This window comes from Pseudoduganella violacea (genome assembly GCF_014191875.1).
GTDB classification, from domain to species: domain Bacteria; phylum Pseudomonadota; class Gammaproteobacteria; order Burkholderiales; family Burkholderiaceae_D; genus Rugamonas; species Rugamonas violacea_A.
This window is the reverse complement of record NZ_JACHXD010000020.1, coordinates 20,889-47,139: the sequence shown is the minus strand read 5'-3', so window position 1 is coordinate 47,139 and position 26,251 is coordinate 20,889. Positions and strand designations below refer to the sequence as shown.

The following is a 26,251-nucleotide window of genomic DNA, read 5'->3' as shown; positions in this document are numbered from 1 at the left end:
GCATGGATACATCCGCCAACCTCTTCCCTCTCTCCTATTCGCAGGAAAGGCTATGGTTCCTGCACCTGCTGGCGCCGGCCAGTCCCTTCTACAACTTGCAGATCGATATGCCCTTGCACTGCGTGCTCGACGAGGCAATCTGGGGCCGGGTGATCAACGAGCTGGTGCGGCGCCATGAAGCCCTGCGCACCGTCTTTCACGCCGTCGACGGCGCGCCGGTCCAGCAAGTGCTGGGCGCGCTGGCCGTGCCGGTCGCCAGCGTCGATCTGCGCGACACCCCGCCAGCCGAACGCGCGGAAGCGGCGCGCAGGGTGGCGCTGGACGACGCCCAGCGTCCTTTCGACCTGGGCCGGGGGCCATTGCTGCGCCCCACGCTGATCCGCATGGAGGACCAGGCCTGGCTGTTCGTGCTGACCATGCACCACATCGTCACGGACGGCTGGTCGATGGACATCATCACGCACGAGATCGCGACGCTGTACGATGCGTTCGCCCAAGGCCAGCCCTCGCCGCTGCCCGAGCTGCCGATCCAGTACGCCGATTTCGCCGCCTGGCAGCGCCAGACCCAGACCGTGGCCCAGCTCGGCGTCCAGCTCGATTACTGGCGGACCCAGCTCGATGGCTGCCAGAACCTGCAACTGCCCACCGATTTCGCGCGCCCGTCCACGCCCAGCTATCGCGGCGGCTTCCAGAGCGTGGCGACCGCCCAGCCCGTGATCGACGGCCTGCGCCGCATCGCCCAGCAGGAAGGCGCGACCCTGTTCATGGTCCTGCTGGCCGCCTTCCAGGTGCTGATGATGCGCTATTCGGGCCAGGACGATGTCGTGGTCGGCACGCCGATCGCCAACCGCAACCGGCCCGAGATCGAGCCGCTGATCGGCTTTTTCGTCAACACCCTGGTGATGCGCGGCCGCCTGGCCGGGCGGCCGACTTTCCGCGAATACCTGCGCCGCGTGCGCGAAACGGCGCTGGGCGCCTACGCCAACCAGGATCTGCCGTTCGAAAAGCTGGTGGAGCATTTGCAGCCGCAGCGCGACCTGAGCCGCAATCCCCTGTTCCAGGTGATGTTCGTGCTGCAAAACAGCGCGGTGCAGCGCAGCGGCGCGGCAGCAGCGCCGTCCTACCAGCCCGGCCCGGCGACGCCGTCGGCCGTCTCCTACGGCAACGCCAAGTTCGACCTGACGCTCTACCTGGGCGAGGACGAGCAAGGCATCTGCGCCATTTTCGAGTACAGCACCGACCTGTTCGCCGACGAGACGATCGCGCGCCTGATCGGCCACTGGCAAACGCTGCTGCAAAGCATTGCCGCCAGCCCCGATACGCCCGTCACCCGGCTGCCGCTGCTGCCGCCGCGCGAGCGCGCCCTGCTGCTGACCGAGTGGAACGATACGGCCACGGCCTATCCACGCGAGGCCACGCTCGGCGAACTATTCCGCCAGCAGGCGCTGGCCGCGCCGGACGCGATCGCGCTAAATAGCGAAGAAGGCGCCCTGAGCTACGGCGAGCTGGCGCGGCGCACGGCGCGGCTGGCGCGCTGGCTGCGGCAGCAAGGCGTGCAGCGCGGCGAGCTGGTCGGTCTTTGCCTGCCGCGTGGCATCGACATGGTGGTGGCCGTGGTGGCCATCGTCGAGGCCGGCGCCGCCTATCTGCCGCTGGACCCGGCCTATCCGCCGGCGCGGCTGGACGCGCTGATCGGGCAAGCCGCGCCCCGCCTCATCCTCTCGCGCGGTGCGGCGGCCGCCGCCGTGGCGCCGCATGCGCCGATCCTGCTCGATAGCCTTGAGCTGCCCGGCGACGACAGCGCGCCGGACAGCGGCGCCGACGCCGGCACGCTGGCCTATGTGCTGTTCACGTCAGGCTCGACCGGCCAACCCAAGGGCGTCTGCGTCAGCCACCGCAATGTGGTGCGGCTGGTGCGCAACACGAATTATTGCAACATTCGTCCCGCCGACGTGCTGCTGCAGTTCGCCCCGCTCCAGTTCGACGCCTCGACCTTCGAAATCTGGGGCGCGCTGCTGAATGGCGCGCGGCTTGAAATCGCGCCGCCCGGGCTGCCTTCGCTGGAGGAGCTGGGCGCCTGCATCGAACGGGCCGGCGTCACCATCCTGTGGCTGACGGCCAGCCTGTTCCACCAGATGGTCGAAGCCCAGCTCGGCTCGCTGTGGCGGGTGCGCCAGTTGCTGGCCGGCGGCGACGTGCTGTCTCCCCCGCTGTGCCAGCGCGTGCTCGACGAACTGCCCGGCTGCACGCTGATTAACGGTTACGGCCCCACCGAGGCCACCACCTTCGCCGCCTGCCACCGCATGGAGCGCGGCACGGCGCTGGGCCAGCGCGTGCCGATCGGGCGCGCCCTGGCCAATACCCAGCTCTATGTGCTCGACACGGAAATGCAGCTGGCGCCGGCCGGCGTGGTCGGCGAGCTGTATATCGGCGGCGACGGCGTCGCCAGCGGCTATCTGGGCGACGCGGAGCTGAGCGCGCAGCGCTTCATCCCCAATCCCTTCGCGCCGCCCAATTCCGGCCAGCGCCTGTACCGTACGGGCGACCAGGTGCGCTACCGCGTCGACGGCGCGCTCGAATTCATCGGCCGCCGCGACCACCAGGTGAAACTGCGCGGCTTCCGCATCGAACTGGGCGAGATCGAGGCCGTGATGCGGCGCCATCCGCTGGTACGCGATGCCTGCGTGCTCGCCGCCGGCGACGGCCAGGAGCGCCGCCTGCTGGGCTACGCCATCCTCGAACGGGCGGCCGACATCCACGCGCTGCGCCGTTTCCTGCAACAGGAGCTGCCCGAGTATATGGTGCCGGCCACGCTGATCCCGCTCGACGCCTTCCCCTTGACGGCCAGCGGCAAGATCGACCGCCATGCGTTGCCGGCCGGCGACGGCGGCGAATGGGGCGGCCAACTCCCGTTCGCCGAACCGCAATCGGAACTGGAGCGCATCATCGCCGCCATCTGGCGCGAAGTGCTGGCGCACGAACGCGTCGGCCTGGACGACAATTTCTTCGACCTGGGCGGCCATTCGCTGCTGCTGCAGCAGATCCACAGCCGCCTGACGGGCCTGCTGGGCCGCGCCTTGCCGATGGTCGACCTGTTCCGCTTTCCCACCGTGGCGGCGCTGGCGCGGCACCTGGAACCTGGCGCCGAGCCGCAGCGCGCGCCGCTTCAGCCACGGGAGGAAGCGGCGCAGCCCGCGTCCATCGACCTGCTCGACCAGCGCATCGCGCAGCAGCGCCGCGCGCGGGCCGAGCGCCTGCACAGGAGAAGCACATGACGGACCAATCCGAATGCGTGGCGGTGATCGGCATGGCCGGCCGCTTCCCCATGGCCGCCGGCGTGGCCGAGTTCTGGGACAATCTGCGCCAGGGCCGCGAATGCATCCGCTTCTTCAGCGAGGAAGAGCTGCGCCAAGCCGGCGTGCCGGCCGAGACGCTGGCGCACCCAAGCTATGTGCGCGCCAATGGCGTGGTCGACGGCATCGAGCAGTTCGACGCCGACTTCTTCGGCTTCACGCCGCGCGAGGCCGAAATCCTCGATCCGCAGCAGCGCGTCTTTCTGGAGTGCGCCACCGAAGCGCTGCAGGACGCCGGCTGCGTGGCCGAGCGCCATCCGGGCATGATCGGCGTGTTCGCCGGCACCAGCATGAGCACCTATGCCTTCCAGCTTTACGGCAATGCCCAGCTGGCCGGCCGCGCCACCGGCTTCCAGATCCTGATCGGCAACGACAAAGACCACCTGGCCACCCGGGTGGCCTATAAGCTCAACCTGAAAGGACCGGCGATCACGGTGGGCACGGCCTGCTCCACTTCGCTGGTCGCGGTCGGCCTGGCCTGCCAAAGCCTGATCGAATACCAGTCCGACGTGGCGCTGGCCGGCGGCGTCACGCTCGGCGTGCCGATGCTGCGCGGCTATCTCCACGAGGAAGGCGGCATCGCCTCGCCGGATGGCCACTGCCGCTCCTTCGATGCCGCCGCCATGGGCACGGTCGGCGCCAATGGCGCCGGCTGCGTGGTGCTCAAGCGCTTGGCTGACGCGCTGGCCGACGGCGATCCGATCTGCGCCGTGATCCGCGGCTGGGGCTTGAACAACGATGGCGCCGACAAGGTCGGCTATACGGCGCCCAGCGTGGCCGGCCAGGCCCATGCGATTGCCACGGCGCTGGCTATGGCGGGCGTGGCGCCGGACACGATCACGATGATGGAGGCGCACGGCACGGCTACGCCGCTGGGCGATCCGATCGAGTTCGCCGCGCTGTGCCAGGCGTGGCGGAATAGCACGCAGCGCCGCTATTGCGCCCTGGGCTCGGTCAAGTCCAACACCGGGCATATGGATTCGGCCGCCGGCGTCGCCGGCTTGATCAAATGCGTGCTGGCGCTGCAACATCGCCAGATTCCGCCCAGCCTGCATTTCGAGCGGCCCAATCCCAAACTCGATATGGAGAACAGTCCCTTCTTCGTCAACACCGGGCTGCGCGACTGGCAGCCCGAGTGCGGCGTGCGGCGCGCGGCGGTCAGCTCCTTCGGCATCGGCGGCACCAATGCCCACGTGATTCTGGAAGAGGCGCCCGAAGTCGAACCGGGCGGCGCCTCGCGCGCGGCCCAGTTGCTGCTGCTCTCGGCCCGCAGCCCCGGCGCGCTGGACGCGGCGGCAGAGCGGCTCGCGGCCCATCTCGACGCCCACCCCGAACTGGCGCTGCCCGACGTGGCGCATACCCTGCAACTGGGCCGCAGCGAAATGAAATGCCGCCGCGCCATCGTCGTGCCGGCCGGCGCCGGTGCCGGCGATGCCGCCGCCCTGCTGCGCCAGGGCGCGCCGCGCCGCAGCGCCAGCAGCGCACGCGATGGCAAGTTCGAAGGTGTGGCCTTCCTGTTTCCCGGCCAGGGCGCCCAGCATCCCGGCATGGGCGCAGGCCTGTACCGCGCCGAACCCGTGTACCGGGAGATTGTCGACCATTGCGCCGGCCTGTTGCGCGCACCGCTCGGCCTCGACCTGCGTACCCTGATGCATGGGGCTGACCAGGGCGAGGTGCTGCGCCAGACCCAGGTCACGCAGGCGGCGGTGTTTGTCGCCAGTTACGCGCTGGCGCGATTGTGGATGCATTGGGGGATCAAGCCCGCCGCCCTCGCCGGCCATAGCGTGGGCGAATACACGGCGGCCTGCCTGGCCGGCGTGCTGTCGCTGGAAGATGCCTTGCAACTGATCGCCAGGCGCGGCCAGATCCTGGCCGGCATGCCGCCCGGGGCGATGCTGGCGGTGGCGCAGCCCGAGACGGCGCTGCGCGGGCGCTTCGCCGGCGCCGCCGAAATCGCAGCGGTCAATGGGCCGGCGCTGTGCGTGCTGTCGGGCGGCGTGGCGGCCATCGCGGACATCCGCCGCCAGCTCGAAAGCGAGGGCGTCACCGTGCAGGCGCTGCACACCTCGCACGCCTTCCATTCGCAACTGGTCGATGGCGCCATCGCGCCGATGATCGAGGCCATGGCTCAAATGCGCCTGCACGCGCCCACGATCCCCTACCTATCCAATCTGAGCGGCCATTGGATCGGGCCGCACGAGGCGCAGAATCCCGAATACTGGGGACGCCACTTGCGCGGGACGGTTCGTTTCGCCGACTGCCTCGGCCATCTGCTAGGCGATACCGGCTGCGCCCTGCTGGAGGTCGGCCCCGGCCAGACCCTGGCCGGCTTCGCGCGGCAGCACGAAGCCTATGCGCCGGGCCGCCTGATCGTCTCGTCCTGCCGCCATGCCCGCAACGCGGCCGACGACACGGTGGACGACGAGCGTGCCGCCTTGCACGCCCTGGGCAGCCTGTGGACAGCCGGCGCCACCGTGGACTGGCCCGCGTTCTACGGCGCCGAACGGCGTCGCCGCGTGCCGCTGCCGACCTATCCGTTCGAGCGGCAGCGCTACTGGATCGAATCGTCCGCCGCCGCTCCGGCTACCGCCATGCCGGCGCCTCCGGCCGCATCCCAGCCGCTGGAGGATTGGCTCTACCAGCCGCGCTGGGTGCGCACGGCGCCGACCGCGCCGCTGCCGGCTGACTACAGCGATGGCTGGGCCATCGTCGGCGGCACGGAACAGCAGGTGGCGGCGCTGGCCGAAACACTGGCTGATCTCGGCCAGCCGGTCGAACGCGCCGGCAGCGCCGCCGGCCTGGCCGAGCTGGCGCCCAGCGTGCGCACCGTCATTGCGCTGGACGGCATCGCGGACGGGGTGCCGTCCGCGGAACTCTACTACCGCGCACTGTCGCTTCTACATAGCCTGAGCCGTCGCAGCGCGCCCACCACCGTGCTGTTCGTAACGCGCTGGACCTTCGCCGTGGCGCCGCGCGAACGCGAGATCGAGCCGGAACGGGCCGCCATCATCGGCCTGGCCATCGCCGCCGCGCAGGAATATCCGCAGCTCAGCTGCCGCCTGATCGAACTCGACGCGGCCGCGCTGTCGCTGTTCGGCGGCGCGCACGCGGCGGCCCTGCTGGCCGAAGCGCTGCCGCAAGCGGCGCCCTGGATCGCCTACCGTGGCGCGCAGCGCTGGGCGCTGACGTTCGAACCGGCTCCGCTGGCGCAGGTGCAGCCCGCGCTGGCGCCAGCGCTGGAAGGCAACTACCTGATCACGGGCGGCTTCGGCAGGATCGGCCTGCTGATCGCTGAATTCCTGGCCCGGCGCGGCGCCGCCACGGTGGTACTCACAGGCCGCAGCCCCATGCCGCCGCGCGACCACTGGGACGGCAGCGGCGATCCGCGCATCGGACGGTTGCGCATGATTGAGGCCATGGGCACCAAGGTCGTGCTGTGCAGCGGCGACGGCGGCGTGCCGGCCGATGTCGCGCGCCTGGTTGCCGAGGCGCGCGCGCAAGGCGGCAAGATCCATGGCGTCTTCCATGCCGCGGGACTAACGGCGGCCGCCTATTTCCCCGGTTTTGCCGACATCGGCCGCGACGTCTCGGAGGCGCATTTCGCGGCCAAGCCGCGCGCCGCGCGCCTGCTGGCCGAGGCGCTGCGCGACGATCCGCCCGACTTCATCTGCCTGATGTCGTCCATTTCGGCGGTACTGGGCGGCATCGGCTTCGGCCCCTATGCGGCCGCCAACGCAATGCTCGACGCGCTGGCGGCGCAGCAGTCCGGCGCCACGCGCTGGATCAGCATCAATTGGGACGGCTGGACTTTCGAAAACCAGAGCGCCGCCGGCGAAGCGCTGATCCGCGCCGAAGACGGCATCGACGTGCTGGAACGGACGCTGGCCGCGCCGGAAATCCGCCAGTTGATCGTCTCGGTGGCGCCGCTCGGCCCGCGGCTGCAACGCTGGCTGCAGCCGCCAGCCGCCACGGCGGCGCCGGCACCGGCGCCTTCCGCATCGCACGAGCGGCCCGAGATGTCAGCCGGCTTCATTGCCCCCACGCCCGGCCGGCAAACGCTGGTCGCCGATCTCTGGCGTGACCTGATGGGCATCAGTCCGATCGGGGCCGACGACAACTTCTTCGAACTAGGCGGCCATTCTCTGCTGGCGATCCAGGTCGTATCGCGCCTGCGCGAGGCGCTGCAACGCGATCTGCCGGTGCGCATCCTGTTCGACCATCCCACGGTGGCGGCGCTGGCTGCCGCCCTCGATGCGCTGGACGAGCAGCCCGATGCCGAACTGGCGCGGCTGCTGGACCGGATCGAAGCCATGCCAGATGCCGAGGTCTCCTCGCTACTCGATGAAAGAGGGCCGGCGTGAGCCTCGCGCAACGCCTGGCCAACCTCTCCCCCGAACGGCGCGAACTGCTCGAACGGCTGGCGCGTCCGACCCGGCTCACCCGCGCCGGGCGGCGCGAGGAACAAGCCTCGTTCGAGCAGGAACGCCTATGGTTCCTGCAGCAGCTCGAACCGGAGGACAGCTCATACCACCTGCACCTGCAACTGGCGCTACCGCCGGAGCTGGACCGCGCCGCCTGGGACGCCGCATGGCGCTCTCTGGTTGCGCGCCACGAAACCCTGCGCACCCGCTTCGTCGAGCGCGACGGCGTGCCCTTCCAGGTGATCGAGGATGCGGACCCGGCCCCCATGCCGGTGTTCGACCTGTCAAACGAAACGCCCGCCGCGCAGCAGGAACAGGCCGCGCACCTGGCGCGCGAGCAGGCTGAAACGCCGTTTGATCTAAGCCGCGGCCCCCTATTCCGCGCCGCCCTGCTGTACCTGTCCAGCGGCGCGTTCCAGCTGCTGACGATCCACCATATCGTGGCGGACGGCTGGTCGATCGACATTCTGATGCGCGACCTGAACGCCGCCTATGAGGCTTCCCTGCAGGGGCGTCCGGTGCCGCTTGCGCCACTGCGCGTGCAGTTCGCCGACTTCGCCCGCTGGCAGCGCGCGCAATTGAGCGGCGCCCACCTCGACGAACTATTGGCGTTCTGGAGCGGCTATCTCGCCGGCGCGCCGGAACTGGCGCTGCCAACCGACCGACCGCCACCACCCATCGCCACCCGCCGCGCGGACGTGCGCGCGCGCCTGCTGGCAGCCCCCCAGCGCGACGCGCTGTACGAATTGGCGCGCCGCGCCGGCGCCACTGTGTTCCAGGTGCTGCTGGCGGCCTTCGCGGCCCTGCTGCACCGCTACACCGGCCAGACCGATCTCGTACTCGGCGCACCGATGGCCAACCGCGCGCCGGAGGAAGCCGAGGATCTGATCGGCTTCTTCCTCAACACCATCCTGCTGCGCGTGCGCCTGACTTCCGGACAAAGCTTTCTGCAGGTGCTGGCCGCCACGCGCGAATCCAGCGTGGCCGCCTACTCGGGCCAACAACTGCCCTTCGCCAGGCTGGTCGAACACCTGCAGCCGCGCCGCTCGCTGGGCCATAATCCCCTGTACCGGGCCACGGTGCAATTCTTCAAGTCACGCCACAATACGGCGCGGACCAGCGCACTGCGCGAGGAGATCGGCTACCAGCGCGCGGCCACCAACGTCGATCTGGCGCTCGACCTGTTCGAAAGCGGTGAAGGCTTGCTGAGCCGCTTTGAATTCAATTGCGACGTGTTCGATAGTCCGACTGTCGCGCGCCTGCTCGATCACTGGGAACGCATGCTGGCGGCCATACTCGCCGCGCCGGACCAGCCGATCGGCACCTTGCCGCTGACCAGCACCGCGGACCGGGCGCTGCTCGCTACCTGGGTCGGCCAGGCGCAAACGCCGCGCGCCGGCTGGACGTTCAAAAATTTTGGCGAGCGCACCGCCCTGACCACGCCGCAAGCCCGTCTGAGCTACGCGGAACTCGACCGCCGCTGCGGGCAGTTGGCCACGCTCCTGCGCGTGCGCGGCGCCGCTGCCGAGCGAATAGTCGCCATCCGCCTGGCCGATAATCTGGATACCGCCGTCGCCATCCTGGCGGCCTGGCGCGCGGAAGCCGCATTCGTTTACCTGGACCCGGAGTTGCCCGCCCAGCGCGCGGCGGCGATCCTGGCTGAAGCCGCGCCGGTGACCGTGCTTGACGATGCGCCCTGGTGGCGCGACACCCTGGCAGATGCGGAGGTGATGCCTGCGCGGCCGATCCCGCCGCAACGGCTGGCGGCGCTGATCTACACATCCGGCTCGACCGGCGTGCCGAAAGGCGTGCTGATCGAACATGGCGCGCTCGCCAATCAGGTGCAGTGGCTGCGGACGGCGCTGGACCTGAGGCTTACCGACGTGGTGCTGCAAAAATACTCCTTCAGTTTCGATGCCGCGCTGTCGGAGCTGCTGTGCGGACTGGCGGCCGGCGCCGAAATCGTCTTGGTCCGCAACCAGGGGCGCGATGCCGATGAATTGGTCCACCTTATCCAAAGCCAGGGCGTGACCCTGCTCGACGTCTTTCCTTCGCTGCTGGCCGTGCTGCTCGATCACGAGGGCTTTGCCGCCTGCACCACGCTGCGCCGCATCCTCGTTGGCGGCGAAGCGCTGCCGGCCGTCTTGGCCGCGCGGCTGGCGCAGGCGCTGCCCACGGTCCAGGTCATCAACGCCTATGGTCCGACCGAGGCCACGATCACCGCCACCGCCGCGCATCTGGCGCGCGATGCAACGCCGCCGGCCGTGCCGCCCATCGGCCGGCCAATCGCCGGCAATAGCGCGTATGTGCTGGACGGCGCCATGCAGCTTGTGCCACCTGGCTTGCCGGGCGAGTTGTATCTGGGCGGAGCGGGACTGGCGCGTGGCTATATGCATGACGCGGCGCTGACAGCGCGCCGCTTCGTCCCCAATCCTTTTGGGCCGGGCCGCCTGTACGCCAGCGGCGACCGCGCGCGTCACCGTGCCGATGGCCAGCTTGAATACCTGGGCCGGGCCGACCAGCAGATCAAGCTGCGCGGCTATCGCATCGAACCCGGAGAAATCGAAACGGCGCTACTGCGCCACCCCAGCGTGCGCGCGGCGGCGGCCACGCTACAGCGTTGTCCCGCGACATCCGACGCGCAAGCCGGGCTGCTGCAATGGCGGCTGGAGCAACTCAGCCCATCGGAAGCGGACTTCCTGTACCGCTTCGAAACCGACCAAGACCAGATACGGAGCCAGACCATGTGGCGCAACACTCCCCAATTCCAGCTATACCTGAACTTCCAGCAGCCCGGCTTCGCCCCCACGCCGCAGCCAGCGCAGCACAACTGGCTGCTGCAGCGGACACTCGACGAAACCGTCGCCGACCTGACAGCCATTGACGCCATTGCCCGCCAATGTGTCGCCGGTTCCACCCGGCCCGAGATGGAAGGCCGTTGGGAAACCAGCGCCGCCGCCTGGTCGGCGCGCGAGCTGCTGATCGAGGGACAGCAAGTGATGCAGGAATGGGAGCGGCCGCTGATGCAAGCCCTGGCCGGCGCCGCAGCCACGTCCGGTGGCCACGTCGCCGAAATCGGCTTCGGCATGGGCATCTCGGCTACGCTGCTGCAGGAATGCGGCGTGCGCTCCCACACGATAGTCGAATGCCACCCCGAAGTCCTGGCGCGGCTCGACCAGTGGCGCGCCCAGCGTCCCGGCGCCGCCATCACGGTCGTCCCCGGCCGCTGGCAGGACTGGATATTCGAACCCGGCTCCTTCGACGGCGTGCTGTTCGACACCTATCCCACTTCCGAGGAAGAGTACAGCACCGACGTCGCCGGCTCGCCCACCTTCGCCGCCGCGTTCTTCCCCGCCGCCCAACGCATGCTGCGGCCCGGCGGCGTGTTCACCTACTACAGCAACGAGATCGACTCGCTGTCGCGGCGGCACCAGCGACTGCTGTTGGAGCACTTCTCCTCGTTCTCGGTGACGCTCGTGCGCGGCCTGCGTCCGCCGCCAGATTGCCAATACTGGTGGGCCGATTCGATGGCCGTCGTAAAGGCAATGAAATGACCCCGGCGCATGAGAAGCTGCGCGCCCTATGGCTGTCGCGCGAGCGCGAATACTGCGAACGCCTGGCCGCTTTCGTCGTGCCGGCCAGCGGCGCGGAATGCGATCCCGAACAGCTGCGCGCCTGGCTGCGCGAATCGCTGCCCCATTACATGATCCCTGAGCTTATCTGCACTCTCGCGGAGCTGCCCCTCAACGCTGCTGGAAAGCTGGACCGGAGCGCGCTGCGACTGCCCGGGCAGCCGATAGCCGCATCACAGCCACTACGCGCGCCAAGCACACCGGCCGAGCAGACTATCGCCGCCCTGATCGCCCAGGTGCTGGGAGCCTGCCCGGACAGCATCGACCATGATTTCTTCGCCGATCTCGGCGGACATTCGCTCGCCGCCACACGGCTGGCCACGCTGATCCGCCGCGCCTGGCCGATCGCCTTTCCGCTGCGCGTGGTCTTCGAAAACCCGACGGTCGCCGCGATGGCGGCATATGTCGACCAGGCTTGCGCCGACAGTCCAGCCGACACCGCCATTCCGCGCCTGCCGCGTCGGACCGCCAGCGATCCTTAGCTGTACTAATTCAGGCCTGAGCTGCCACGAACTGTCTGATCAGCTAAAGTCTTCGTGGGGCCCCTCGCTGCATAAAAAGACACACTTCATTTCAAACGCGAGCACCAAAGGAGTGGCAATTTTTACGATCACCGCTTATCCAGCAATGTCCGCGCCAAACTAAAAAACACTGCAAATTTAGGCAGATCTCCAAGAAAGAGAAAATATCATGCGTCAACAGCGAATTGTAGCCATTGGATTTACAGCGATTTGTGCAGTTTTAGCCGGCTGCGCATCGCCGATTAGAACGGAACCCACTCTATTAGCTGGTCAAGGCCAGATATATAGAGACGGCATACCGTCTGCAATCTCTAAGAAAACATTCATCGTCATGGCCTCACCATCAAATTCCGTTCGAGAAGGAAAAGATAGAATGCGAGTAATCGTTTCCGTTGTAAATACATCACCAAACCCAATTGATGTCTCAATATCGAATTTTTCTGTTTTAGTTGACGGTAGGCTAGAAAAAATCTTCACATTTGAGGAAATTGCCCAAGAAATAAAGACCGAGCAGGCATGGGCAGCATTCGCGGTGGCACTTGGTGGCGCAATGCAAGCTTCTGCCGCTCAACAACAAGCAAGTTACAAATCAACTTACGGAACCTACAACACGAATACAACTGGCAGTCTGAATACATACGGCACCCGAAACAACTCGTTTGCGAATTTTAATGCCAATACGGTTGGTACGTACTCGGGTTGGATCTACGACCCTGCCGCTGGGCAGGCAGCCGCCTCCTCGGTACATGCTCAAACCACGGCAAATCTATCGAATTTGCAGACACAAGGCGAGGCGGCACTTAAAATAGCAGCACAAACTGTACTACAACGGACGACAGTCTTTCCAAACAACAGCCATGGTGGGCAGTTAGTAATCGGGAAATTTGAAGTACCAGACACAGGGATAATTGTTGATATATTGGCAAATATCGAAGGGGAAACACATACCTTTCGATTTACTCAGCTACCAGCTAGAAAGTAGAGAAAAATTGCGCAGCTAATATATGGCGGATTGCTTGACTTATGATCGCTTCAATGTCCAGATGAGGCCTAATTGCACCAGTTCGTTTTGCAGAAAGACTGTTTCATCCATCTGATCTGTATAACGGCCGATCCGTTCGATCGCCTGCAATATGTCCATCAAACAATCAATCAGGCGCTGCCTATCTCGATTCATACGAGCACGGCTTCTGCAAGAACCGCAGCACGGAATTTTTCCGGCAATGCCTTGGGGGTCAAGACATCAACCGGAACCCCCAACAACTCAATGAGCTCATGGCGAATGGCGCCGATATCGAACAGCGTGGTCTCTGGTGTCGGCTCGATGAGCAGATCCAGGTCGCTGTCTTCCGTATCGCGACCTTGACACACTGAACCAAACACCCGGGGATTGTGGGCACGATATTTCTCTACGATCCGCCGGATCGCGTCGCGGTGCGCCTTAAATGCAATGGATGGCTTCATTTGCATTGACATGGAAAATTCGCCGTATTGCCAAAAATCTGACCATTTTGATGCACCGCGTCTCGGTCTCAGGCCCTTTAAGTTCTCTTACTTCACAAGCACCTTGTCAGTACGGCGCAGCCATGCTTCGTGAATGACGGTCCAGGTCGCGCCGCCGTCGGTGCTGGAGTCCCAGACATGGTGCACGCCACCGGGGATCGGTTTCCAGACGGTGCGGTGGAACTCGCGCTCGCCCTTGTCGCTGATGAAGTAGCCGGTCATGAGCATGCGGTCGCCCTGCCAGCCGCCGTCGATCGGTGCGAAGTTGCCGCGCGCGCTGGCCCACACGTGGCGCCACAGTTTGTGCTTGCGGTCGTACATGCTGAGGCTGGTGCCGGCGCCGTTCTCCGGGCCGTTGCCGCGCCACCATTCCTGCAGCACGCAGCCTTGCTCGATCTTTTCAATCAAGGTATGCCCCAACAGCTTGCCGTCGCGGTCGACCGCTTCCCAATTGCCGACCCAGAAATCGAACTGTTTGGACTCGGGCGTATTGCATGCCGCCGCGTGCATGGCGGCGCCAGCCAGTAATGCGAATGCCAGCAGGAGCTTACGGTACATGGTTCTTCCTTTCACGATTGGTTTTGATGCCCCTATTGTCGCCAGCCGCGGCACGCCGCGACAGACCAGGAATGAACAGCAGGTTTTCAGGAATGAACATCGCCGTGCAGATAGCAAAAAGAATGCTACGATGCGCCACCTCATTACCTGGCGCGCCCAAGGAGCATTGTTGATGAATACCAGCAGCCTGGCCTGGAACGACTACCAGATCATCCTGGCGGTGGCGCGCCACGGTTCCCTGTCCAAGGCGGCCGAAGCATTAGGCTCCAGCCATCCCACCCTGTTTCGCCGCATCCGCGACATTGAGGCCGGCTTGCGCGCCACCTTGTTCGAACGCAGCCGCCAAGGCTACCGTCCGACCGCCGCAGCGGCCGAGCTGCTGGCGTTGGCCGAGGAATTCGACCAGCGCCTGCGTGACCTGGAACGCGATGCGGAACTGGGCGCCGCCGGACGCCTGACCTTGACCACGACCGAAGTGCTGATCCCCCGCATCGTGCCGCCACTCTTGGCCCGCTGCCGGCGCGAGCTGCCGCAAGTCACGATCAACCTCATTACCGGTGAGGGCCTGGCCAAGATGCGTCAGCGCGAAGCCGATATCGCCTTGCGTTCCGGCGGCGAACCGGATGGCGACTTGATTGGACGCGTGGTATGCAATATCGAGGTGGCCATCTACGCCCCAGTGAATTGGCCCGGCGTCTCGGAGGAGGACCTGCACGAGCAAACGTGGATCACCGTCGATGAGTCGCTGGGACATCTGGCATCGTCGCAATGGCTGCAGGCGCAAGGACTGATGCGGCGCGCGGCGGTGCGCTGCTCCAGCACGCTGGCCGTCTACCGCTTGCTCGAAGAGGGCCTGGGTGTCGGCATCCTGCCCTGCCACCTGGGCGACGCCAGCGCCCACCTGCGCCGCGTTTCTCCGCTGCTGACGGAGTTTCGTTCGCAATTGTGGCTGCTCACGCCACGCCAGTTGCGCGGCGTACCCAGGGTATCGGCGACGGTGGAATGCCTGACCGCCGGCCTGCGTGAAATGAAAGACCTGTTCGAAGGCAGGCGGCCGGCAACGTAATGTCCCCGATGGGTGCGTAGTCCTTGCGTCCAATATTGCGTGTTAAAATATACGCTGTATAAATATAGGGACGCCATGACTACCGCACACATTTTCATCGCCACCAGCCTGGATGGCTTTATCGCCCGCTCCGATGGCAACATCGACTGGCTCCTGCAGCGCGACGATCCGAACGAGGACCATGGCTATGCAAGCTTCATCGCCGACAAGGATATGATCGTGATGGGCCGCGGCTGTTATGAGAAGGTTTTGACCTTCGGCGCCTGGCCATACGAGCTGCCGGTGCTGGTGCTCTCTGAAAAACTGGCCGATACGCCGGTGCCGGAAGCGCTGCAAGGAAAGCTCCGCTTCTCCAGGCTCGCGCCAAAGGATGCGATGGCAAAGCTGGCTGGGGAAAATGTGCGCCGCGTCTATGTCGATGGCGGGCAGCTGGTGCAGTCCTTCCTGCGCGATGGCCTGGTTAGCGATTTGGTCATCACCACCGTGCCCGTGCTGATCGGATCGGGCCGGCCCCTGTTTGGCGAGCTGCCCAAGGACATCGATTTGAAGCTGGTGTCCAGCCACAGCTTCCCTTCGGGCCTGGTGCAATCCACCTATCGGCTGACGCCATGAGCCGCCCGCGCGGCCGTCCAGCGCAAGGAACGGGCGTGAGCCGCGACGACATTCTGACGGCTGCGCTCACGCTGCTCGATGAGGGTGGAGGACAAGGCCTATCCATGCGCGCCCTCGCCGCCCGGCTCAGCATCACCCCGATGAGTCTTTACCATCATGTGGAAGACCGCACAGGGCTGCTGCGGGCGCTATCGGACCGGGTCTACGCCGAAGTGCTCGACGACCCGGTCAAGCATGAACACCGCCGGGAGGAAATTCGCGCCATCATGACCCGCTATCACGGCGCCGTGTGCCGCCACCCGCAACTGACGCTGGCCATCTTTGCCACGCCCGAAGCCTTTGCCGGCGTGACGCGCCAGATCACCGACCGCTTGACCGGGCTGCTGGCGGACATCACGACCGAACCCCACTTGTGGCGCGATATTCTGATCGACCATGCGCACGGCAGCGGCTTGCCGCTGGTCGCGGCCAAGGCGCAGTCCATGCAGGAGCAATACCGGCTGGCGCTCAATCGCCTGCTGGAACGCCTGGAAGCCTGAAGCGTCCATTGAGCACGGCGTAGGCCAGCAGGCCGATGACCAGTCCCCAGAACGCCCCGCCAATCCCAAGCAGCGTGATATTGGCCGCCGCAGCCAGGAAGGTGATCAGCGAGGCTTCGCGCGTCTTCGCATCAGCCAGGGCGCCGGCCAGGCTGCCGCCGATGGTGCCCAGCAGCGCCAGCCCGGCCAGCGTGGTGATGAAGGTCGCCGGGAACGCCATGAAGACAGCGGCCAGCGTCACCCCGAATACGCCGACGAAGATATAGCAGGCGCCTGCCGCAATGCCCGCGATCCAGCGCCGGGATGGGTCTTCGTGCGCTTCCTTGCCGGTGCAGATTGCCGCTGTGATCGCGGCGATATTGAAGGCATGCGAGCCGAAAGGTGCCATCAGCAGCGAACCCAGTCCCGTCACGCTGACGATGGGATTGGCGCTGGTCTTGAAGCCGTCGTTGCGCAGCACCAGCATGCCTGGCATGTATTGGCCGGTCAGCGTGATCAGGAACAACGGCAGCGCCACGCTCAGCAAGGCATTCAGCGAGAAAGCCGGCATGGTGAAAACCGGCGCGGCGAACTGCAAGCGCAGTCCCGACAGGTCGATGCGGTCCTGGGTCAGCAGAAAAGCCAGCCCCAGTAGCAGAATGCCTGGCACGGCATAGCGCGCGTTGAAGCGCTTGAGCGCCACATAGGCCACGATCAGCAGGCCCGCCAGCAGCGGGTCGACGCTCATGCCGCCAAAGGCCTTGACGCCGAACTGCAGCAGAATCCCGGCCAGCAGTCCTGCGGCCACGCCCGGCGGGATCAGACGGATGACCCGCTCGAACCAGCCCGACAAGCCGAGCGCCACGAAGGCGGCGGCCGAAATCGCATACGCGCCCACCGCTTCGGCGTAGGACGTGCTGGCCAGCGCCGTGACCAGAAAAGCGGCGGCCGGCGTGGACCAGGCGGTGATGATGGGTTCGCGCGTCATCCAGCTCAGGATAATGCCCGTCACCCCCACGCCGATCGACACCGACCAGACCCACGACGCGGTCGATGCCGGGTCCAGGCCAGCCACTTTGGCCGCCTGGAAGACCAGGATGAAGGTGCCACCGTAATTGACGATGACCGAGATCAAGCCGGCCACGATGGGATGGGCGAGATCATGCAAACGAAGGGGAAAAGGCGATGTGGCGGACGTCATAATTTATATAGCACTCCTGAAAAGGCTTAGGCGGCAAAGGCCAGACTGTAGACCGGAAATGGTATGCTGCGCCCATCCACTTTTTCGATGTGATACAGGCCAATTGTTCAAGCACGCCCAACTCGAATCCGTCAAAGCCTGGGTCGGCGATCCGGCCCACGGCGCCCTGCCCCTGCATGCGCGCATCCAGCGCGCCATCCGGCAATTGATCCTCGACGGCGCCCTCGACGCCGGCAGACCGCTGCCCGCTTCACGGGCGCTGGCCAAATCGCTGGGCGTCTCGCGCGACACGGTGGAATCGGCCTATATCCAGTTGCATGCGGAGGGGTTCATCGAGCGCCGCGTGGGCAGCGGCAGCTTCGTTTCGGAGCGCGCGCAGCGCCTGCCAAGGCCGGGCGCCAGGCCGCGCCCTGTCGCGCAACCAGCGCCGCTACGACTGAGCCAGCGCGGCGCAAGCATGTATAAAGGCGGCGGCCTACGCGATTTCCTGGTTCCGCGTCCGTTTGCCCCCGGCGTACCGGAAACGCGCAACTTTCCCTTGCAGACCTGGGAGCGCCTGGAACGCCAGGTATTGAAGGAGTACGGCACCCAGGCGCTGCTGCATAGCCCACCGCAAGGGATGGAGCCGCTGCGGCGCGCCATTGCGGACTACGTCAACCTGGAACGCGGCGCGCGCGCCACGCCGGAGCGCGTGCTGATCCTGACCAGCTCACAGCAGGCGCTGACGCTGTGCGCCACCGTGCTGCTCGATGCCGGCGAGCGCATTTTCATCGAAGATCCCGCGTATCACGGCGCGCGCAAAGCTTTCGACGCCGCCGGCCTGGAATGCGTGCCCGTGCCGCTGGATGCCGACGGCATGCAGGTGGAGCGCTTGCGCGCCGCGCGCCATCCGGCCAAGGCGGTCTTCCTGACGCCATCGCACCAGTTCCCAACCGGGGCGACACTGGCCTTGGAGCGGCGCCTGGCCTTGATCGAATGGGCGCGGCAGCACCAGGCCTGGATCATCGAGGACGACTACGACAGCGAATTCCACTACGCCGGCAAGCCCACCGCCTGCGTGCAGGGACTCGACGCGCATGAGCGCACCGTCTACATCGGCACCTTTACCAAATCGCTTTTTCCCGGCTTGCGCATCGGCTTCATGGTGCTGCCGTCCCAGCTCGTGGCCCCAATGACGGCGGCGCGCACCCTGCTGGACGGGCATAGCGCGCCGATCCCGCAACTGACGCTGGCGCGCTTCATGGAAGGCGGGCATTTCGGGGCACACGTGCGAACCATGCGCGCCGTCTACGCCGAGCGGCTCGCGATACTGGAACGGCTGGTACGCAAGCACCTGGCCGATTTTCTTGAGCCAAGGACACCGATAGGCGGCATGCAGATGCCCTGCCTTCTTCGCTGCGACATCCCCGAACGCGCGGTCATCGACGCCGCGCGGCGTGCCGGCATCGATCTGCTGGGGTTGACGGCGCTGCATGCGTCAAGCGCGCCCAGGGGCGGCTTCCTCATGGGCTTTGCCGCCTATGCGCCGGGGGAACTGGAAATCGCGGTGAAAAAACTTGCCGATGTATTCCGCGCCCTAAGCCGCTGAGCCGCCCTTCATGGCAGTTGATCCACCAGCTGATACTTCTTCACGACGCCGGTCTTATCGAACAAAATTGACAGCTCCCTTTTGTTCTCCGCGCTGCTCAGTACAAGATTCACGTACGGCAGCGAATCGACCATTTTTGAGAAGCCAAGCTGATACAGCCACAGTTCATAGCCATTGGAGAATTTGGTGACGCTGGCACTGCCGAAGGATTCGCTGATATCGGCTTTGGTCGATTTGCCGATAACAATGGCTTGTGCGGCGCCCTCCTGCGTCAGGGTTTTGATTGCCCCGTTTCCGGTCGAGGCGCAGCCAGTCAAGGTCAAGGCAAGAGCGCAAAGGACGGCTGCGCATAAGGTCTTTTTCATATTGCGCCCCCCCTTATTGGCCATGGCCTGCGCCAGGCGCAGCCTGCGCGATGCCTGGCGCCTCGTCATCCATATACTCGAATTGCAGCAAGGTGTCGTCCGTCCAGCCCTTCTCATACAGCGATTTGAACTTGACCATGAACACACGCTCGCGCAGGAGAATCCAGTCTTCCTGGCTCGGCATCATGGGCGCTGCCGGGCCGTGTAACATGGCCGCCGGCATGACGCTACGGCGCGTCCCATCGGTCAGGGTGACGCTGAACAAGGCCCGCTCGGCAAAATAGAACATATTGATGGGCAGCGTGCGGCAGGGATCTTGCAGCTTCGTGATCATCATATTGATGGGATGGTGGACATACGCGATCAAGTCGCCAACCATGGCCACTTTGCACTCAAGCAGCAGGTCGCCCAGGCGGCGGGCCTTGGCCGGCACGCCCGGACTGCGGATGTCGGCGCGCCAGGCCAGGCTTTTGGCCTGGCGGTTGAACCGTACCGCCGCATCGTCGCGCACGGCATCTGCATTTCTCGGCAAGACGAAGCTGTAGTTGGCTTCCAGCGGAACCGGAATCTTCGTATGTTCGCCGCTAATCTGGAGCACCAGGCCATCCATGGCGACATCCGCTTGACGCGGCAGCACCTTGAAGCGCAAGGAAGCGCCAGGAGCGAGGCTGCGGTTTTGAACGAATACGTCCATCGCCGCGAGCATGGCACGGTAGGATTTTTCATCGCGATCCGGCACGGCGCCATGCACTTCCACACTCGCGACGGGCGTATCCGCTGCGGCGGGCGGCGAGTCCGCCCCGGCGGCGGCCAGCGGCGACAAAGCCAGCACGATCCGCAGCAGGCCCAGTCCGAATTGCATACGTTTTTTCATATTGCCCTCTTTGCGCGTGCAGTGACGCCGAGAGGAAATTGTATTCCCGCCAAACTTGGGAAATCTTAAGGTTTGAGAGTTATACTTTCGACATGCATATTCTGATCATCGAAGACGACCTCGCATTGGGCGCGTCGCTGCAGCAGGCGCTCAAACTGGAAGGCATCAGCAGCGAATGGCTGCGCCAGGCTGGCGATATTCCTTGCGGGTCCATGGAACAGCGCTGGGACTGCGTACTGCTCGATCTGACGCTGCCCGACGGCTCCGGACTGGCGCTGCTACGCGATTGGCGGCAAAGAGGCCACCTGATCCCCGTCATTATCATCACCGCGCAGGCTGCGCTGTCGGACCGGCTGACAGGCCTCGATAGCGGCGCCGACGATTTCATCGTCAAGCCCTTCGCCACCGCGGAGCTGGTCTCGCGCCTGCACGCCGTGCTGCGCCGTTACGCCGGCCAGGCCCACGACGTATGGACGGTCGGCGACCTGTATCTGGAGCCGAAGGGATATCACGCGCGCCTGGCGGATACCGATCTCCATCTCTCGCCGCGCGAATTCCACCTGGTACTGGAGCTGGCGCGCGAACCGGGCGTGGTCATTCCCAAGAGCGTGCTGGCGCAGCGGCTCGAACCGCTGGGCGATGCGCTGGACTACGGCGCTATTGAAGTCCACGTCTCCAATCTGCGCCGCAAGATCGGCGCCCAGCGCATCCGCACGGTACGCGGCGTCGGCTACATGCTGACGATATGACGCTTTCCATGCCGATGTTCGGCCGCCGCACCCTGGTGCGGCGCGTCATGCTCGCTTTGCTGGCGGCCTTCTGCCTAGTGTGGATCGTGCTGCTGGCGCGCGATTTCATCAACGAGACCGACAGCGCGCGATTCGACGAACGCGTGCTCACGCTGGGCAACCGTTTGAGCGGCATGCTGGCCAAGGCCAAAAATGACGACGAGGCGCGCGCCATCATCGCCACCACATCGACGCTGGTCAACGCAAGCTACCGTGAGCACAATGTGCCAGGAATCATGCTGATGCAGCTGTATGGCGCCGACGGCGCTCCCTTATACCGGTCGCCGGAAAGCGGCGCTACCCGGCTTGGACAGGCCGGCCGGCAACTGAGCGACGTCATGGTCGACGGCCAGCCTTTCCGCCTTTACCAGCAGCAGGCCGGGGGCCGCACCTTGCGCCTGGGCGCGCAGATCATCCAGCGCAACTGGATATTGCAGCGCATGGGCATCGACCTGGCCATCAGCATGCTGATCGCGCTGCCGCTCGTGGTCCTGCCGCTCTGGCTGGCGGTCCGGCGCGGCCTGCGGCCATTGCAGCAGTTGTCGGACCAGATCACCGCCAAAGGTCTGCACGACCTGGAGCCGCTGACTGCCGTACCGGAATACGAGGAAATCAAGCCGCTGGCGGCCGCGCTGGATACCCTGCTGACCCGATTGCGCCACAAAATCGCGCGCGAAGCCCGTTTCGTGCAGGACGCCGCGCACGAGCTGCGCACGCCGATGGCCGTGATCTCGGCCCAGGCCCATGTCCTGGCGCTGGCACCGGATGCGCGCCAGCGCGCCGAGGCGGAGCAGCAGCTGGACCAGGCCGTGGCCCGCTCCTCCCATCTGGTACAGCAATTGCTGGAAATGGCGCTGTTCGAACGCGAACTGGAACAGCACGCACCGCTCGAAAAGCTGGACGCAGCCCAATTGGCACAGCAAGCCATCGCCGACGTCGCGCCAGCCGCGATGCGGCGCGATATCGAATTGTCGCTGGAAGCACCGGACACACTGCTCCACGCGCTGGACCGGCATGCCTTCCTCTCCATCCTGCACAATCTGCTGCACAATGCGGTGCACTACATCCAGGAAGGCGGGCAAGTGCGCGTGGAACTGCTGCGCCTCGCCGCCGATGGCCCGCTGATGCTGGCCGTGACGGACAACGGCCCCGGCATCGCGCCGGCGGAACAGGCACTGGTATTCGAGCGCTTCTACCGCTGCGCCGGACAGAATATGCCTGGGTCGGGCCTGGGATTGTCCATCGTCCAGCAAGCGGCGATGCGCCTGCGCGGCACAGTCCAACTGACTACGACGCCGCAATCGGGCGGCTGCCGCTTCGTCATCGAAATTCCGGCTTGATTTCCCCCTTACTTGCCTCAGCGACGATATTTACGGCACACTGTCGCAGCAGCCAAAAATACAAGCATCCCAAGCTGGGATGTAGCACAACACTGCATCAGGAAAAATTCATGGGTTTTGAGTACAAGCTTTCATTCCAAAGTCCAGGCGGCGAATCCACGATCGGCGCCCTTGCCCGCCTGCCGGGGGCAAGGCTGCCCGCGAATCAAGCCGGCACGATAGAGTTTCGGCGTGGCGCGCCCGATTCCGGCATGCCTGATGCGACAGCTTCGGCAACAGCGTACGGCTTGTACTTCTGCGATCACGGCGGTTTTGGCCGCGAATACTTGGGCTATATCGCGGCTCAACTTATCCATGCCTTTGGCGCTATCACCATCGAAGAGCTGGAATGAGCGCCGCTGGGCGGCTTTGGAACCGGCGAGCTTGACCGCCTTGCTCGATGTGCACGCCCTGTGGTCCATCGATTAAGGAGAGCAAAAGGACACGCTCTTATGCCGCTGGCGACTGCCCCAATTCCGCCAGCTCGTCGGAAGCGAGTACCCGAATCCCCCGGCTGACGGGAACCGTACGGACCAAGGCTTTCGCGACAGCGCTGGCGTGGACAGGCTTATAGCGTCCAGGCAGGAATGGGGAGAAGAGCTGGGCGACCGGCGCCGCGATCTTTTCGCCCCAACGCATGGGTTGTTGCAAGCTGTCGCGGTCTCCCAGCAGGAGGGAGGGCTGCGCGATCACCAAGCCTGGATACAAGCCCTTGAGCGCGTGCTCCAGTTCACCTTTGACGCGATTGTAGAAAACGGAAGACCCGGCATCGGCACCGACAGCGCTCACCAGGCCAGCGCGCGTGGCCCCTGCCGCAGCCGCGGCCTTGGCTACCGCAAGATTGGCGTCCAGGTCCACCGCCCGGAACGCCTGCTGGCTGCCGGCAACGCGGATCGTCGTGCCGAGCGCCAGATAAACCTCATCCACGCCGGGCAAAGGAGGCAGGCGGGCAAAATCCACGAGATGGACGTGCGCCCGGGGAGCGGCATGGGCAAGCTCGCGCCGGCTGAGAATATGGATTTCATTTACCGTCTGGTCGGCCAGCAGTGCCTGGAGGATGTGCCCTCCGACCAGCCCGGTGGCGCCGGCGAGCAAGACCTTTCGAGGTGGGAGGTGATCGGGCATGCATTTCCTTATCGCGGGAATTCAGCTCGATCTTACCCGATCACTTGGCAGGGATTCCCATCGCCATGCGCAACAGCTTACCCGGTCCCATTTCAGTCCTGCGTTTTCACCCGGCCCAAAAGCAGGAAGATCACCAGCGCCGTCACTGCCGCCGCCGCTGCCAGCATCAGCAACTGCCAGCGGAAAGCCCCTTCATAGACCTGCAGCAGAACGGACTTGCCCACCGCTGGCACATGGACCAAGGCGTTCCCCATATCGCTCATGGCAAGCCGGTTCGATGCCGCCGCAAGAGCACCACCAGGTGTGCCATTGCCTGCGGAAGCGATCAGTCCGGACAGCATACGTGCCGACAGCATGGCCCCCACCGCCGCCAGCGCGATCCCATCCCCCGCCAGGCGAACCGCATTGAAGATACCGGCCGCCATGCCGGCCCGCTCCTTGGGCACCACGCTGACGGCCAGACCATCCATTACACCCCAGGGCAAACCGATGCCCATACCGATCGTCGCCATCGCCAGGAAGCGGCTGGCGGTATCGCTCGAAATACTGTGGCCCAGCCAAGCCAGGCCCATCGCGGCAATAACAAGTCCAAGCCCCGACAGCATGCCGACACTGATCCAGCGCGCCAGCTGGCCAGCGATGAAGGGGACTAGCAGCAAGGGCGCGGACAGCGCAATCATCATCCTGCCAGCCTGCAACGCGCTGCATCCTTCCACCCCGATAAAGCGCGCGGGCAGGATCACGAGCAGCACGATATAGGCATAAGCCGGTGCGACCGCCAATACCTGCACGCCGACAAAGCGCGCATTAGCGAACAGGGACAGGTCGAGCAAAGGCCGCTCGCGCCGCAATTCAATGCACACGAAGGCGCACAGCAGCGCGGCCGCACTGGCCAATGATGCCAGCACCGCGGCATGCCCCCACCCTTTCTCGGGCGCCAGAATGACCCCATAGGTGAGCAGCGCCAGTCCAGCGGTGAAACTGATGGCGCCGGGCCAATCCAGGCCCGTGGCTTGCGGGTCCCGCGTCTCGCGTGCAAAGCGCCCGATCAGAAGCGAGGCCAGCACCGCGACCAGGGCCGGCAGCAGAAAGACCCATTGCCAGCCCAAGCTATCTGTCAGCAGCCCGGCCAGGAAGGGGCCGAAAGCAGCGCCCGCGCCGAAGGTGGTTCCGATCAGGCTGAATACCCGGGTCCGGGCATGGCCGTCAAACTCCTGCGTCAACGCCGCCATGGCGCCCGCGAACGCCGCTGCCGCCGCCAATCCCTGGATCAGGCGCAGCAGGTCGATCCAGCGCACGGATGGCATATACGGTATGGCCGCCGTCACCAAGGCGAACAGCAGCATGCCCGTCAGCCAGGTCCGCTTGCGCCCATAGGTATCGGCCAGGCTGCCCGCCGCCAGGGTGGCGCTGCCGTAGGTGAGGATGTAGGCGTTGATGATCCAGGCCAGTTCCGCCGTGCTGCCGCCCAGCGCCTGATTGATCGCGGGAACAACCACGGCCGGGCCGGCAATGCTCAGCGGGATAATTGCCGCCGTCAAGCACGCGGTCAGGATCAAGGGTCCTGGACGGGCTACGGCGTCCGGCATGGGTACGGGGATGCTGCTCATCGATTCCTCCTCTGAATGGCAAAGAGGATTAATGCTACACAGGAATCAAAGTTGGAAAAATAGGCGTAATATCCTCACAGACATGACTACTTCATCATCAATGGGGCACTGTATTGGATAGCCTAAGTGGAATGACGCTCTTTGTGCGGGTGGCCGAGCTGCGCAGCTTCGTGGCGGCCGGTCGCCAATTGGGCATTTCTTCGTCGGCGGTCAGCAAGGGCGTCGCGCGGCTGGAAGAGCGGCTCGGCGTGCGCGTGTTTCAACGCAGCACCCGCAGCGTCAGCCTGACGGCCGAAGGCATGCTCTTCCTGGAACGCTGCCGGCGCATCCTGGCCGAGGTGGCGGCGGCGGAAAATGAGCTGGCCGGCACGCGGGCCAGTCCGCAAGGCCGTCTGCGGGTCAGCCTGCCCCTGGTCAGCGGCCTGATGCTGCCCGTGCTGTCGGCCTTCGCCGCGCACTATCCGCAAATCGAGCTCGACCTGGATTTCAGCGACCGGCTGGTGGATGTGATCGACGAAGGTTTCGATGCCGTCGTGCGCACCGGCGAACTCAGCGACTCCCGCCTATTGAGCAAGCGCCTTGGCAGCAGCCGTTTCCTGTGCGTCGGCGCCCCGGCCTATTTCGCCCGGCACGGCTGGCCGCAAGGCCCCGCCGATCTGGTTGGCCACGCCTGCCTGCTGCACCGCTTCCCCACCACCGGCCTGCTGGAGAAATGGCCCCTTCAGCGCGCCGGCCAGGACGCCGATATCCGGCTGCCGCCCGGTATGACCAGCAACCATGTGGAGACCCTGTTGTATATGGCGATGCAGGGCCACGGCATCGCCTGCCTGCCGGATTTCGCCGTCCGCCAGGCGCTCGCCGACGGCACGCTGGCCACGGTGCTCGATGACTGGACGGGCGCATCCAGCACCTTTTGGGTCCTGTGGCCCTCCAACCGCCAGCTGCTGCCTCGGGTGCGCGCCTTTGTCGACTTCATGGCAGAGCATCTGCTGCCGGCAAACGCCTGAGTTACGGCGCGTCCACGCTGTCGTAACTCAGGCGTGCCGCATCCAGTTCAGGAAAATGCTGTTCAGCCCAGCGGTCAAGCGCGCTCAGCGTTTCCACCAGGGTATAAATTACTGCGGGGCAGGCACCAAG

The 26,251-nt window shown here is 65.4% G+C and carries 20 protein-coding genes; 13 read left to right on the top strand and 7 right to left on the bottom strand.

Translation table 11 applies throughout. The features are described 5' to 3' along the window. Positions 1 to 2: 2 nt before the first annotated feature. The 5 genes from FHS03_RS24340 to FHS03_RS24320 all read left to right on the top strand — a co-directional run bounded on the left by FHS03_RS24340 (position 3) and on the right by FHS03_RS24320 (position 12,909). Positions 3 to 3,275 (top strand): non-ribosomal peptide synthetase, encoded by a 3,273-nt coding sequence (locus tag FHS03_RS24340; protein WP_183443503.1) that lies wholly within the window; start codon positions 3 to 5, stop codon positions 3,273 to 3,275. Continuing rightward, positions 3,272 to 7,714, top strand: coding sequence for a type I polyketide synthase (locus FHS03_RS24335; RefSeq protein ID WP_183443502.1), 4,443 nt, complete (start codon positions 3,272 to 3,274; stop codon positions 7,712 to 7,714). Before FHS03_RS24340 ends, FHS03_RS24335 begins: the two co-directional genes overlap by 4 nt. Continuing rightward, positions 7,711 to 11,328, top strand: coding sequence for an amino acid adenylation domain-containing protein (locus FHS03_RS24330; protein WP_183443501.1), 3,618 nt, complete (start codon positions 7,711 to 7,713; stop codon positions 11,326 to 11,328). Before FHS03_RS24335 ends, FHS03_RS24330 begins: the two co-directional genes overlap by 4 nt. Next, positions 11,325 to 11,888, top strand: coding sequence for a phosphopantetheine-binding protein (locus FHS03_RS24325; protein ID WP_183443500.1), 564 nt, complete (start codon positions 11,325 to 11,327; stop codon positions 11,886 to 11,888). Before FHS03_RS24330 ends, FHS03_RS24325 begins: the two co-directional genes overlap by 4 nt. 208 nt (positions 11,889 to 12,096) lie before the next feature. Next, entirely contained in the window at positions 12,097 to 12,909 is an 813-nt protein-coding gene (locus tag FHS03_RS24320; protein ID WP_183443499.1) for a hypothetical protein, read from the top strand. A 191-nt stretch (positions 12,910 to 13,100) separates the two neighbouring features. On the opposite strand, the gene FHS03_RS24315 is transcribed toward FHS03_RS24320, so the two are convergent. Both FHS03_RS24315 and FHS03_RS24310 read right to left on the bottom strand, forming a co-directional pair. Further along, positions 13,101 to 13,391: a nucleotidyltransferase family protein gene (locus FHS03_RS24315; RefSeq protein WP_183443535.1), complete on the bottom strand. Its 291-nt coding sequence runs from the start codon at positions 13,389 to 13,391 to the stop codon at positions 13,101 to 13,103. A gap of 87 nt (positions 13,392 to 13,478) precedes the next feature. Continuing rightward, positions 13,479 to 13,988, bottom strand: coding sequence for a hypothetical protein (locus FHS03_RS24310; protein WP_183443498.1), 510 nt, complete (start codon positions 13,986 to 13,988; stop codon positions 13,479 to 13,481). Between the two features lie 172 nt (positions 13,989 to 14,160). Between FHS03_RS24310 and FHS03_RS24305 the strand changes: the two genes are divergently transcribed. The 3 genes from FHS03_RS24305 (at position 14,161) to FHS03_RS24295 (ending at position 16,205) form a co-directional block, all read left to right on the top strand. Further along, positions 14,161 to 15,054 (top strand): LysR family transcriptional regulator, encoded by an 894-nt coding sequence (locus tag FHS03_RS24305; protein WP_183443497.1) that lies wholly within the window; start codon positions 14,161 to 14,163, stop codon positions 15,052 to 15,054. Positions 15,055 to 15,129: 75 nt separating this feature from the next. Next, positions 15,130 to 15,666 carry a dihydrofolate reductase family protein gene (locus FHS03_RS24300; protein ID WP_183443496.1) on the top strand — a complete coding sequence of 179 codons (537 nt, stop codon included), beginning with the start codon at positions 15,130 to 15,132 and terminating at the stop codon, positions 15,664 to 15,666. Continuing rightward, entirely contained in the window at positions 15,663 to 16,205 is a 543-nt protein-coding gene (locus tag FHS03_RS24295) for a TetR/AcrR family transcriptional regulator (protein ID WP_183443495.1), read from the top strand. The genes FHS03_RS24300 and FHS03_RS24295 overlap by 4 nt, the downstream gene beginning before the upstream one ends. Here FHS03_RS24295 and FHS03_RS24290 read toward each other — a convergent pair. Then, positions 16,174 to 17,385, bottom strand: coding sequence for a benzoate/H(+) symporter BenE family transporter (locus FHS03_RS24290; protein WP_183443494.1), 1,212 nt, complete (start codon positions 17,383 to 17,385; stop codon positions 16,174 to 16,176). The two genes, FHS03_RS24295 and FHS03_RS24290, sit on opposite strands and share 32 nt — an antisense overlap. Before the next feature lie 103 nt (positions 17,386 to 17,488). Here FHS03_RS24290 and pdxR point away from each other — a divergent pair, with 103 nt between their 5' ends. Then, positions 17,489 to 18,973, top strand: a complete 1,485-nt coding sequence (gene pdxR / locus FHS03_RS24285) for a MocR-like pyridoxine biosynthesis transcription factor PdxR (RefSeq protein WP_183443493.1) — start codon at positions 17,489 to 17,491, stop codon at positions 18,971 to 18,973. A gap of 8 nt (positions 18,974 to 18,981) precedes the next feature. Here the strand turns inward: pdxR and FHS03_RS24280 are convergent, their stop codons facing one another. Continuing rightward, the gene (locus FHS03_RS24280; protein ID WP_183443492.1) at positions 18,982 to 19,338 is read right to left on the bottom strand and encodes a hypothetical protein; all 357 of its coding nucleotides are present in this window, start codon (positions 19,336 to 19,338) and stop codon (positions 18,982 to 18,984) included. 13 nt (positions 19,339 to 19,351) lie between these two features. Next, the gene (locus FHS03_RS24275) at positions 19,352 to 20,212 is read right to left on the bottom strand and encodes a hypothetical protein (RefSeq protein WP_183443491.1); all 861 of its coding nucleotides are present in this window, start codon (positions 20,210 to 20,212) and stop codon (positions 19,352 to 19,354) included. Between the two features lie 92 nt (positions 20,213 to 20,304). Between FHS03_RS24275 and FHS03_RS24270 the strand changes: the two genes are divergently transcribed. From FHS03_RS24270 to FHS03_RS24260, 3 genes are all read left to right on the top strand, one after another. Beyond that, positions 20,305 to 20,961, top strand: a complete 657-nt coding sequence (locus FHS03_RS24270; RefSeq protein WP_183443490.1) for a response regulator — start codon at positions 20,305 to 20,307, stop codon at positions 20,959 to 20,961. Beyond that, positions 20,958 to 22,340, top strand: a complete 1,383-nt coding sequence (locus FHS03_RS24265) for a sensor histidine kinase (RefSeq protein ID WP_183443489.1) — start codon at positions 20,958 to 20,960, stop codon at positions 22,338 to 22,340. The genes FHS03_RS24270 and FHS03_RS24265 overlap by 4 nt, the downstream gene beginning before the upstream one ends. A gap of 110 nt (positions 22,341 to 22,450) precedes the next feature. Next, a complete protein-coding gene (locus FHS03_RS24260) occupies positions 22,451 to 22,732 on the top strand; it encodes a hypothetical protein (RefSeq protein ID WP_183443488.1) in 282 nt (93 codons plus the stop codon). A 97-nt stretch (positions 22,733 to 22,829) separates the two neighbouring features. On the opposite strand, the gene FHS03_RS24255 is transcribed toward FHS03_RS24260, so the two are convergent. Together FHS03_RS24255 and FHS03_RS24250 are read right to left on the bottom strand one after the other, a co-directional pair. Further along, positions 22,830 to 23,504, bottom strand: coding sequence for a Rossmann-fold NAD(P)-binding domain-containing protein (locus FHS03_RS24255; protein ID WP_183443487.1), 675 nt, complete (start codon positions 23,502 to 23,504; stop codon positions 22,830 to 22,832). Positions 23,505 to 23,596: 92 nt separating this feature from the next. Then, positions 23,597 to 25,114 (bottom strand): MFS transporter, encoded by a 1,518-nt coding sequence (locus tag FHS03_RS24250; protein WP_221208249.1) that lies wholly within the window; start codon positions 25,112 to 25,114, stop codon positions 23,597 to 23,599. A 113-nt stretch (positions 25,115 to 25,227) separates the two neighbouring features. On the opposite strand from FHS03_RS24250, the gene FHS03_RS24245 reads away from it, so the two are divergent. Continuing rightward, entirely contained in the window at positions 25,228 to 26,121 is an 894-nt protein-coding gene (locus FHS03_RS24245) for a LysR family transcriptional regulator (protein ID WP_183443486.1), read from the top strand. Positions 26,122 to 26,251 lie beyond the last annotated feature (130 nt).